Here is a 12,127-nt window from a genome sequence, read left to right as displayed (position 1 = left end):
CGGCCTACAAAACGACAGGTCAATGTCTCAGGCTAACGCTTTGGTAACCTTCTCGAACAGATCGCCGGAAAGATTCTCCAGCCCTTTCAACTGCTCCAGCGCAGCACGCATTTTTTGCTGACGTTTCGCATCATAACGCTTCAGGCGGATCAATGGTTCGATCAGGCGTGACGCTACCTGCGGATTACGGCTGTTAAGCTCGGTCAACATCTCGACCAGGAACTGATATCCACTGCCATCTTCCGCATGGAAAGCCGCCGGATTACTGCCAGCAAACGCGCCAATCAGCGAACGAATACGGTTCGGGTTGCTCATGCTGAACGAACGGTGTTTCAACAGGCCGCGCACCGTGTCCAGCACGTTATCTGCCGGACTGGTGGACTGCAGGATAAACCATTTGTCCATCACCAGACCGTCCTGATGCCACTTGTCGTCATACTCCTGCATCAGCGCGTCACGGCACGGCAACTGCGCAGCCACGGCCGCAGAGAGCGCCGCCAGCGCATCGGTCATGTTGTTAGCTTCGCGATACTGTTTGCTTACCAGCGTATCTGCCAGCGTCGTTTCACCGAAGGCCAGGAAGCGCAGGCAGGCATTACGCAGCGTACGTTTGCCGATGTCCGCATGCTCAACGCGGTACTCCTCCAGGCGATTGGCGTTATAGATTGCCAGGAACTCATCCGCCAGTTCCGCTGCCAGGGTACGCGTTAACGCTTCGCGAACTTCCGCGATCGCCAGCGGATCGATAACCTCAAACAATTCGGCAATTTCGTTTGCCGAAGGCAGCGTCAGAATTTCCGCCGCCAGCGCCGGATCGATCTTCTCATCCAGCAGCACGGCGCGGAAAGCATCCGCCACATGCACCGGCAGAGAGAGCGGCTGTCCCTGCTGATGACGCGCCACGTTCAGCTTAATGTACGTTGCCAGCAGGCTTTGCGCCGCGTCCCAACGGGAGAAGTCGTTGCGCGCATGGCGCATCAGGAACGTCAGTTGCTGATCGCTCCATTTATATTCCAGTTTCACCGGGGCAGAGAATTCGCACAGCAGCGCCGGTACCGGCTGGAAATAAACGTTATCGAACACAAACGTCTGCTCCGCCTGCGTCACGTTCAGCACGGCGTTCACCGGATGACCACCTTTCTGTAGCGGGATCACCTTGCCTTCGTTGTCATACAGTTCGATGGCAAACGGAATATGCAGCGGCTGTTTCTCGGCCTGATCCGGCGTGGCCGGCGTGCGCTGGCTGAGGGTCAGCGTGTACTGTTCAGTTTCCGGGTTATAGTCATCCTTAGCGGTAACAATCGGCGTACCGGACTGGCTGTACCAGCGGCGGAAATGGGAAAGATCGACGTTGGATGCATCCTCCATTGCCTGGACGAAGTCATCACAGGTCGCCGCGCTGCCGTCGTGACGCTCAAAGTACAGCTGCATCCCTTTCTGGAAATTCGCCTCACCGAGCAGGGTGTGGATCATGCGAATGACTTCTGCGCCCTTTTCATACACGGTCAGGGTGTAGAAATTGTTCATTTCGATGACCTTATCCGGGCGGATCGGATGCGCCATCGGACTGGCATCTTCAGCAAACTGCAGGCCGCGCATGGTGCGCACGTTGCTGATCCGGTTAACCGCTCGGGAACCAAGATCCGAACTGAACTCCTGATCGCGGAAAACGGTTAACCCCTCTTTCAGGCTCAACTGGAACCAGTCGCGACAGGTGACGCGATTACCGGTCCAGTTGTGGAAATACTCATGGCCAATCACGCGTTCAATATCGAGATAATCTTTGTCGGTGGCAGTGTCGGTTCGCGCCAGCACGTATTTGGAGTTAAAGATATTAAGACCTTTATTCTCCATTGCGCCCATATTAAAGAAGTCGACGGCGACGATCATATAGATGTCAAGATCGTACTCCAGGCCGAAGCGCTCCTCGTCCCACTTCATCGAGTTCTGTAACGACGTCATCGCCCACGGCGCACGGTCGAGATTGCCGCGATCCACGTACAGTTCCAGCGCCACTTCACGCCCGGAACGGGTGGTAAAGGTATCGCGCAGCACGTCGAAATCACCGGCGACCAGTGCAAACAGGTAACACGGTTTCGGGAACGGATCCTGCCACTGGACCCAGTGACGACCGTTTTCCAGTTCCCCCTCGCCGGTACGGTTACCGTTGGAGAGCAGGAACGGATATTTGCTTTTATCGGCAATAATTTTGGTGGTAAAACGCGCCAGTACGTCCGGACGGTCGAGATACCAGGTGATATGGCGGAAGCCTTCTGCTTCACACTGGGTGCATAACGCCTCGCCCGACTGATACAGGCCTTCCAGCGCGGTGTTCCGGGCCGGGCTGATTTCATTAACAATACGCAGCGTAAAACGCTCGGGCAGATTGCTAATCACCAGCGCGCCCGCTTCTTCTTTATAAGCTGTCCACGGTTCATCGTTGACGTGGAGAGAGACCAGCGTCAGATCTTCTCCATCCAGTTTCAGCGGGGCATCCGATGCGCCATGACGAACAGCCTGGCTCACTGCCGTGACCACGGTTTTTTCAGCATCCAGGTCAAAGGTCAAGTCAATATCAGTAATCTGGTAATCCGGCGCACGGTAGTCGTGGCGGTATTTGGCTTGTGGCTGTTGTGTCATAAAAAAACCTTTAGCATCTTTTGAAGAGTCTCGGCTTCAGTCTATTCCTGTTGCGCAAAACGCGCTACGCAGAATGTTTATCTTTTCAGGCACAAACACTCTTTTTGCTACATTTTTATAACACACGGCACGAAATGCACTCGACCCTGGCGTCACCTTATGGTGTGATCGGGGTTCAATAAATCGCTAAACAAGGTATACTCCAGCGGTTTTCTTAGTTGTTTATTGTACTAAACGCTCCCGTGAGAGGATGCTACTGCGCACCTATGACACAATTCGCTTCTCCTGTTCTGCACTCGTTGCTGGATACAGATGCTTATAAGTTGCATATGCAGCAAGCCGTATTTCACCACTACTATGATGTGCAGGTAGCGGCTGAATTTCGTTGCCGAGGCGACGACCTGCTGGGTATTTATGCCGACACCATTCGCGAGCAGGTCAATGCTATGCAGCACCTGCGCCTGGAAGATGAAGAGTATCAGTGGCTCTCCGGGCTGCCCTTCTTCAAAGCGGATTACCTCAACTGGCTGCGCGATTTTCGCTATGACCCACAGCAGGTTTCCGTCAGCAACGACAACGGAAAGCTGAATATCCGCCTTACCGGTCCGTGGCGCGAAGTCATCATGTGGGAAGTCCCGCTGCTGGCAGTGATCAGCGAACTGGTTCACCGCTATCGCTCACCAGAAATGGGCGTCACGCAGGCCCTCGATACGCTGGAGACGAAATTAGTCGATTTCTCTGCTTTAACGTCCAGTCTCGATATGTCCCGCTTCCACCTGATGGATTTCGGCACGCGTCGACGTTTTTCCCGCGAAGTGCAACAGGCTATCGTTAAACGTTTGCAGCAGGAGTCGTGGTTTGTTGGCACCAGTAACTACGATCTGGCCCGCCGTCTGTCGCTGACGCCAATGGGCACACAGGCGCACGAGTGGTTCCAGGCGCATCAGCAGATAAGCCCAGAACTGGCGACCAGCCAACGCGCTGCCCTGGCCGCATGGTTGAATGAATACCCGGACCAACTGGGTATCGCGTTGACCGATTGCATTACCATGGACGCGTTTTTACGCGACTTTGGCGCTGAATTTGCCACGCGCTATCAGGGACTGCGCCATGACTCGGGCGATCCTGTTGAATGGGGCGAAAAGGCCATCGCCCATTATGAAAAGTTGGGTATCGATCCGCACAGCAAAACGCTGGTCTTTTCCGACAATCTGGATCTGAATAAAGCGGTAGACCTTTATCGTCACTTCTCCTCCCGCGTACAGTTGAGTTTTGGTATTGGTACGCGTCTGACCTGCGATATTCCGCAGGTTAAGCCGCTGAACATTGTGATCAAACTGGTCGAGTGCAACGGTAAACCGGTTGCCAAGCTGTCTGACAGCCCGGGTAAAACCATTTGTCACGACAAAGCCTTTGTTCGCGCGTTGCGTAAAGCGTTTGATTTACCGCATATCAAAAAAGCCAGTTAATCCTCCCAGGGAGCCGCTTCGGCTCCCTTTTCATACTTATTTCTGAAATCTTTCTCTTTGCCTGTTAATTCTGCTTGTCTGATTGCAGATGCCAGGTAACATAGGAAATCCCCATTCCGGGGAACATGTGTTTATATATCGGACTATTAACAGAGAGAATATTATGAGCGTTGTGCCTGTAGCCGACGTACTCCAGGGCCGCGTAGCCGTTGACAGCGAAGTCACCGTGCGCGGATGGGTACGTACCCGCCGAGATTCAAAAGCTGGCATCTCCTTCCTCGCCGTTTATGACGGTTCCTGCTTTGATCCTGTACAGGCCGTCATCAATAATTCTCTGCCCAATTACAATGAAGAAGTGCTGCGTCTGACCACCGGCTGCTCCGTTATCGTTACCGGCAAGGTTGTGGCCTCTCCGGGACAAGGACAGAGTTTTGAGATCCAGGCCACTGAGGTTGAAGTCAGCGGCTGGGTTGAAGATCCTGACACCTACCCGATGGCGGCGAAACGTCACAGCATTGAGTACCTGCGTGAAGTTGCGCACCTGCGTCCGCGTACCAACATGATTGGTGCCGTCGCTCGTGTTCGCCACACGCTGGCACAGGCGCTGCACCGCTTCTTCGATGAGCAGGGCTTCTTCTGGGTTTCCACTCCGCTTATCACCGCGTCTGATACCGAAGGTGCGGGTGAGATGTTCCGCGTGTCGACGCTGGACCTGGAAAACCTGCCGCGTAACGATCAGGGCAAAGTGGATTTCGACAAAGACTTCTTTGGTAAAGAGTCCTTCCTGACCGTATCCGGCCAGTTGAACGGCGAAACTTACGCCTGCGCGTTGTCGAAGATCTATACCTTCGGTCCGACCTTCCGTGCGGAAAATTCCAACACCACCCGTCACCTGGCGGAGTTCTGGATGCTGGAACCGGAAGTGGCCTTCGCCAACCTGAGCGACATTGCCGGTCTGGCGGAAGGCATGCTGAAATATGCCTTCAAAACCGTACTGACCGAGCGAGCTGACGACATGAAGTTCTTTGCCGAGCGCGTGGATAAAGAGGCGATTAGTCGTCTGGAACGCTTCATCGAGGCGGATTTCGCCCAGGTGGATTACACTGATGCGGTCGCCATTCTGGAAGAGTGCATTAAGAAAGGCAGAAAGTTCGAAAACCCGGTTTACTGGGGTGTCGATCTCTCCTCCGAACACGAACGTTATCTGGCAGAAGAACACTTTAAAGCGCCGGTAGTGGTGAAAAACTATCCGAAAGAGATTAAAGCGTTCTATATGCGCCTGAACGAAGACGGTAAAACCGTTGCCGCGATGGACGTTCTGGCTCCGGGTATCGGTGAAATCATCGGTGGTTCTCAGCGTGAAGAGCGTCTGGATGTGCTGGATGCGCGTATGCTGGAAATGGGCCTGAATAAAGAAGACTACTGGTGGTATCGCGATCTGCGTCGCTACGGCACCGTGCCGCACTCCGGCTTCGGTCTCGGCTTCGAGCGTCTGATCGCGTACGTTACCGGCGTACAGAACGTTCGTGATGTGATCGCCTTCCCGCGCACACCGCGTAACGCGACGTTCTAAAACCGTTCGCCAAAAGGCCAGCCCCGCTGGCCTTTTTTATTGGCTGAAATGTCAGGTTTTGTGAGTAATAAGTAAGCAACTCTAATAGCAACCCCCAAAACCCCTTCTCCTGTTACCTGATGTTACGCCGTAATATTTCTGTACAAAAAATAAACCGCATCATTCTTGCGGATTAGTATTTCCTCATCCAATAGCACGTTTTATAGACAATTCCACAGCATTCCAGACGTCCAGAAATAGCCATAAGCAAAACTGGAAACGTCTACTTTCTGTACGCTATTTTTCTTTTATCCAAATTAAAGATAAGAAAATCATATAAATAGATATAAGTGGGGTGATCTGGAGCTGAAATCGTTTCGAAATTTGATGTCGTTCACAAAGTTCCAGAAAAGTAATATTTAGTTACACATTTTTTCTTTCTGAAACTAATTCTCTATCTTTGTAGCACTTTCACGGTAGCGAAACGATAGTTTGAATGGAAAGATGCCTGTCAGACACATAAAGACACCAAACTCTCATCAATAGTTCCGTAAATTTTTATTGACGAAATTTATTGGCGGCAGTGGCAGGTGTCATAAAAAAACCAATGAGGGTAATAAATAATGATGAAGCGCAATATTCTGGCAGTGGTTATCCCTGCCCTGCTGGTAGCCGGTGCAGCTAACGCTGCAGAAATCTACAACAAAGACGGCAACAAACTGGACCTGTACGGTAAAACCGTTGGTCTGCACTATTTTTCTGATAACAAAGACAACGATGGCGACGAGACTTATGCTCGCCTTGGTTTCAAAGGGGAAACTCAGATCAATGACCAACTGACCGGTTACGGCCAGTGGGAATATCAATTCCAGGGTAACCGCTCTGAAGGCGGCGATGACGCACAGAAAGGTAACAAAACCCGTCTGGCGTTCGCCGGTCTGAAATTCGGTGACGCGGGCTCCTTCGACTACGGTCGTAACTACGGTATCGTTTACGATGCACTGGGTTACACCGATATGCTGCCAGAATTCGGCGGTGATACTGCGTACAGCGATAACTTCTTCGTTGGCCGTGTTGGTGGCGTTGCGACCTACCGTAACTCTAACTTCTTCGGTCTGGTTGATGGCCTGAACTTCGGTGTTCAGTACCTGGGTAAAAACGAGCGTGCAAGCAGCTACGAAGTTGACTCTACCGATCCGACCAACAACAACTTCAGCGATGTTCGTCGTTCTAACGGTGACGGTGTCGGCGGTTCTATTAGCTACGAAATGAATGGCTTCGGCATTGTTGGTGCTTACGGTGCCGCTGACCGTACTAATGCACAGCAGGATTCGGCACTGCTCGGCAGTGGTGAAAAAGCTGAGCAGTGGGCGACGGGTCTGAAATATGACGCGAACAACATCTACCTGGCAACCAACTACGGTGAAACCCGTAACGCTACCCCAATCAAAGGCGGCTTCGCAAACAAAACTCAGGACTTCTTCGTTGTGGCTCAGTACCAGTTCGATTTCGGTCTGCGTCCGTCCATCTCCTACAACAAATCTAAAGCGAAAGACGTAGAAGGTGTAGGTAGCGAAGATCTGGTGAACTACGTTGAAGTGGGCGCAACCTACTACTTCAACAAAAACATGTCCACCTATGTTGACTATCAGATCAACCAGATTGATTCTGACAACAAACTGGGCGTGAACTCTGACGACACCGTTGCTGTCGGTATCGTATACCAGTTCTAATAGCAGACCCCTTTGTTAAATGCCTAAAAAACAGGACTTCGGTCCTGTTTTTTTATGCCTGTCAGCCAAATCTTGCGACTTCAAAAAACCTGCAGGGTTTTCATCACTAACGGTTGGCATTTTGTAAATCTACCGTTAACCTGATAACGGATTTCCCTTCTGTAACCACAATGGAACCTCGTCATGTTTGAGAACATTACTGCCGCCCCTGCCGACCCCATTCTGGGTCTGGCCGATCTGTTTCGTGCTGATGACCGTCCTTCGAAAATTAACCTTGGGATCGGTGTCTATAAAGATGAAACTGGCAAAACGCCAGTGCTGACCAGCGTTAAAAAAGCCGAGCAATACCTACTCGAAAATGAAACAACGAAAAACTACCTCGGCATTGACGGTATTCCGGAATTTGGCCGTTGCACACAGGAATTGCTGTTCGGTAAAGGTAGCGCGCTGATTAACGACAAACGCGCACGCACGGCGCAAACGCCGGGTGGCACCGGCGCGCTGCGCGTTGCTGCCGACTTCCTGGCAAAAAATACGGCAGTAAAACGCGTATGGGTGAGCAACCCGAGCTGGCCAAACCATAAGAGCGTGTTTAACTCCGCCGGGCTGGAAGTACGCGAGTACGCTTATTACGACGCAGAAAACCATTCTCTGGACTTCGACGCGCTGCAAAACAGCCTGAGCGAAGCGCAGGCTGGCGACGTGGTGCTGTTCCACGGATGCTGCCATAACCCAACCGGTATCGATCCTACGCTTGAGCAGTGGCAAACACTGGCTCAGCTTTCCGTCGAGAAAGGCTGGTTACCGCTGTTCGACTTCGCGTATCAGGGCTTCGCCCGTGGTCTGGAAGAAGATGCGGAAGGACTGCGCGCGTTCGCCGCGCTGCACAAAGAGCTGATTGTCGCGAGTTCCTATTCCAAGAACTTTGGCCTGTACAACGAGCGTGTCGGTGCCTGTACGCTGGTTGCGGCAGATACGGAAACCGTTGACCGCGCCTTCAGCCAGATGAAATCCGTTATTCGTGCAAACTACTCTAACCCGCCAGCCCACGGCGCATCTGTGGTTGCCACCATTCTCAGCAACGATGCACTGCGCGCAATCTGGGAACAGGAACTGACCGACATGCGTCAGCGCATTCAGCGTATGCGTCTGCTGTTTGTGAATACCCTGCAAGAGAAAGGGGCGGATCGCGATTTCAGCTTTATCATCAAACAAAACGGCATGTTCTCTTTCAGCGGCCTGACCAAAGATCAGGTTCTGCGTCTGCGTGAAGAGTTTGGCGTCTACGCGGTGGCTTCTGGCCGCGTCAACGTCGCCGGGATGACCCCGGATAACATGGCACCGCTGTGCGAAGCCATTGTCGCCGTGCTGTAAGACTTCCGATAAAACAAAGCCCGCGATAAGCGGGCTTTTTAATGGGGATTACCAGACAGGCATTTCATCCTGCAGGAACGGATTGTGCAACCGTTCATAGCCCAGCGTCGACAGCGGTCCATGACCTGGAATAAACGTCACGTCATCGCCTAACGGCAACAGCTTACGTTTAATCGAATCAATCAACTGGTTGTGATCGCCGCGCGGGAAATCACTACGCCCTACTCCGCCTTTAAAAATCACGTCGCCTGAAATGAGAAGTTGCGACTGCTCGTCAAAGAAGACAACGTGTCCAGGCGTATGGCCCGGGCAATGCAACACCTGTAAAGTCACATTCCCTACGCTGACACGATCTCCTTCGTTAAGCCAACGGTCGGGTGTCAGTGGCTGACATTCGCCGAGGCCAAACATGCGACTCTGAGCTGGCAGACCCTGCAACCAGAACTCATCTTCTTTTTCCGGACCGATAACCGGTACGCTATAGTGCTGCGCCAGTTCCGCCGCGGCACCCACATGATCGAGGTGTCCGTGAGTGAGCAGGATTTGCGTCAGCGTAATGCCGCTGGCGTCCACTTCCTGTTTGATTTTCTCAGCATCACCGCCGGGATCGACAAGCGCTGCCAGACGCGTTTGCTCACACCAGATCAAAGAACAGTTCTGGGAGAACGCGGTGACCGGAATAATACGATAGTTCATACTGCTCCTGTTTCGTTAATCACCAGTGCCGCGCCGGCCCGGTGTCAATATGCACAAAGTTACTGCGTGGGTAGTATCCTACACCACCTGCGCGCATAGATAACGCGGCTTTGCGAATATTACTTAACGAAATTCCTTCAATATGAAAATCCATTGCCTGGCCTTTGGTGTGATAGCTTTGTTTCGCTACCCCACGGCTGTGCGCACGCAATTCATTGTTGGTATCCAGTGAACGATAACCGGAAATCAGCTGAACGGGTTTACGCGTTCCCAGCAGCCCTTGCAGGCGGAAAAGCTGATCGAAGAGTCCGGGATCGATGGACTTCACCTTATTCGCGCGATAGTCACGGAAAAAATGGTTAAGTTTGGCTAATTCATCCTGAATATAAGCTCTGCCATCAAAAAATTCCGCTTTGATTGACTCTCCGGTGTTGAGGTTACTCAGAGTCAAAATACGCGGACGCGGGGTAGAGAGTGTGGCAAACGCAGGCACAGGCAAGATGGCAGCGCCGAGGGCAGCACCACCTAACGCCAGCAGTTTGCGGCGATTAGCGTCAAATTTGTCCATGGTTTAAGGTCTACAGGTCAATGTTATCGTCTATATGCTTTAGCGCACGATAGGCACCTTAACTGGCAACAACGCTGCCGTCAAGTTGGCCCAACCCCAGTAATGACGGGGCTTCTGGGCCGATGCCCCTGTCACTACCAAATATTACGACAACAGATTAACCAGAACCTCTTCATTTACCTGATTAATTGCTCAGCTTTTGCCACAATTTGTGCGCTGGATCGCGCCGTCAGATCATAATTGTAAATATCTGTACGATACTGGGTGCGCCCGTCTGCACCAACAAACGCCGTCAGGTAGTAAAGGTTGACCGGAATAGTCTGGCGAATATTCACATAGCGCGTGTCACCCTGCTTTAGCGCATCGGAAATGCGCGTATCGTTCCAGCCCGCGTCCTGCAACAGCATATTTGCCAGTTCCGACGCCTTGTTTACGCGCACACAGCCGGAACTGAGCGCCCGGGTATCCTTCTGGAACAGATTGTGGTTCGGCGTATCGTGCAGATAGATAGCATCGGAACTGGGCATATTGAACTTATAGCGGCCCAGCGAGTTACGCGCGCCAGGCGCCTGCTGGAAACGGAACGGTAAATTTGACGGCGTGATGGTTGACCAGTCAACCTGCCACGGATCTATCGCCTCTCTGCTGTTCCAGCCTCGCATCACGGTATAACCGTGACGTTCAAGGTAGCCCGGATCGTTCCACAGTTTGGGCAGAATGTCTTTACGTGCCAGCGTCGGCGGGACGTTCCACGGTGGATTGACCACCACGTTATTCAGCGCGCTGCTCATCATCGGCGTTTTACGATCGGGACGACCAACAATCACCCGGGACGCCAGTACTTGATTACCGTTCTGGTAATAAACCAGCGAATACGCCGGAATATTCACCATAATTCCCGTCGAAAGTTCAGACGGAAGCAAGCGCAGACGCTGGATATTGAGTGCCAGTACGCCCGCACGCTGCGCGGGCGTCATGTTCAGCCAGTCACGCGTGGCAGGGCCAATTGCGCCATCCGCGCCCAGCCCTTGCCAGGTCTGGAAGCGTTTTACCGCTTCAACCAGCTCTTTATCATACGCGGCACGAACAGCCGATGCTGGCTTACTGCGCGGGGTGGTCTGTTTCGCGGCGTCAACGATCGGGGTTTCAACGGCAACAGCAGACGGGCTGACTACCGCCTCTGACGGGGTCTCATCACCCGGCAGCGCAATTTTAGGTCCCCCTTCCAGCATCCCGGTACGTTGCAGTATTTCCCGCAGTGCCGGCACGTCGTTGCTCCACTGACCCGGTCGCAGCGTTGCTTTGCCGGTTAGTTGCGGCCACGGACGTGAATCGCCCACCAGCGTCAATAGCGACGCGTGCATCGATGCATACTGAGGGTGCTGAGGCGCCAGCCCGGCAATAAACGTCGGGAGTTGCCCATTATCCAGCGCGACCTGCCACTGATTGAGAACCGACAGCGGTGGCGTCGCCAGCGCATACGGCTTGCTGCTGTACAGCCAACGGTTGCCCTTGACCGGGATATTGGCTATCAAATGGAGATAACCCATCATCGCATCAGACAACACCAGATCGCGTGTCATACCGTTAACGCCAGGATCGGTCAGTAACGCCACCCAGGTAGTAAACTGAGGCTGGAAACCAGCGATGGCGACCTCAGCTAGCTGTTGCTGGAACGCTTTTACGGCTTCACGATTTTCCCACATGGGTTTCATATCGCGCGCCGCATAGAGCAATTCAAGCTGATTCATATAGACAGGCGTGTAGCCCGAGGGAAGTTGCGACTGCAGTTCAGTCCGCGCCTTTTCCGCCGCCCCTTCAGGAAGAGGCTGCAGACCCGCCATCACGGCCGTCGCGCCAGATTGCGCCTGCGGCTGGGCGAGGCTCTGCTCACTGGCAACAACGGGGCTGTCGCCAGGTATAACTTCAGGCTCATCAGCCTGAACACTGAACAGTGGAGCGAATGCTACGGCCAGGCATAAACTCATTGCCGAGAGCCGACGACCACCAATTTTATTAAGCAACATCCCTTGCCCTCTGGTTACATTACGACGTGCTCACATCTACCGGAGCTTTCCTTCATTATAGAAAGGCT

At 53.0% G+C, this 12,127-nt stretch carries 8 protein-coding genes; 4 read left to right on the top strand and 4 right to left on the bottom strand.

The genetic code is table 11. The features are described from left to right. Positions 1 to 27: 27 nt before the first annotated feature. Complete coding sequence (gene pepN, locus ACERJC_RS03915; RefSeq protein ID WP_373671072.1) at positions 28 to 2,640, bottom strand: aminopeptidase N; 2,613 nt, start codon at positions 2,638 to 2,640, stop codon at positions 28 to 30. Between the two features lie 266 nt (positions 2,641 to 2,906). On the opposite strand from pepN, the gene pncB reads away from it, so the two are divergent. The 4 genes from pncB to aspC all read left to right on the top strand — a co-directional run bounded on the left by pncB (position 2,907) and on the right by aspC (position 8,768). Further along, positions 2,907 to 4,109, top strand: coding sequence for a nicotinate phosphoribosyltransferase (gene pncB, locus ACERJC_RS03910; protein ID WP_373671071.1), 1,203 nt, complete (start codon positions 2,907 to 2,909; stop codon positions 4,107 to 4,109). A gap of 163 nt (positions 4,110 to 4,272) precedes the next feature. After that, positions 4,273 to 5,682, top strand: coding sequence for an asparagine--tRNA ligase (gene asnS, locus ACERJC_RS03905; RefSeq protein WP_046478715.1), 1,410 nt, complete (start codon positions 4,273 to 4,275; stop codon positions 5,680 to 5,682). A 602-nt stretch (positions 5,683 to 6,284) separates the two neighbouring features. Then, positions 6,285 to 7,394, top strand: coding sequence for a porin OmpF (ompF, locus tag ACERJC_RS03900; protein WP_276528244.1), 1,110 nt, complete (start codon positions 6,285 to 6,287; stop codon positions 7,392 to 7,394). A gap of 183 nt (positions 7,395 to 7,577) precedes the next feature. Next, on the top strand, positions 7,578 to 8,768 hold the full coding sequence (gene aspC / locus ACERJC_RS03895) for an aspartate transaminase (RefSeq protein ID WP_152405240.1): 1,191 nt from the start codon (positions 7,578 to 7,580) through the stop codon (positions 8,766 to 8,768). A gap of 48 nt (positions 8,769 to 8,816) precedes the next feature. On the opposite strand, the gene ACERJC_RS03890 is transcribed toward aspC, so the two are convergent. From ACERJC_RS03890 to ldtD, 3 genes are all read right to left on the bottom strand, one after another. Then, positions 8,817 to 9,464: an MBL fold metallo-hydrolase gene (locus tag ACERJC_RS03890; RefSeq protein WP_286633041.1), complete on the bottom strand. Its 648-nt coding sequence runs from the start codon at positions 9,462 to 9,464 to the stop codon at positions 8,817 to 8,819. 19 nt (positions 9,465 to 9,483) lie between these two features. After that, complete coding sequence (gene mepK, locus ACERJC_RS03885) at positions 9,484 to 10,032, bottom strand: peptidoglycan L,D-endopeptidase MepK (RefSeq protein ID WP_061077037.1); 549 nt, start codon at positions 10,030 to 10,032, stop codon at positions 9,484 to 9,486. A 176-nt stretch (positions 10,033 to 10,208) separates the two neighbouring features. Continuing rightward, a complete protein-coding gene (gene ldtD / locus ACERJC_RS03880; RefSeq protein ID WP_286633040.1) occupies positions 10,209 to 12,059 on the bottom strand; it encodes a L,D-transpeptidase in 1,851 nt (616 codons plus the stop codon). Between the last annotated feature and the right edge of the window lie 68 nt (positions 12,060 to 12,127).

The organism is Citrobacter telavivensis, assembly GCF_041807075.1.
GTDB classification, from domain to species: domain Bacteria; phylum Pseudomonadota; class Gammaproteobacteria; order Enterobacterales; family Enterobacteriaceae; genus Citrobacter_A; species Citrobacter_A telavivensis.
Note: the sequence above shows the minus strand (reverse complement) of the source record. Positions and strands in the feature narration are given on the sequence as shown.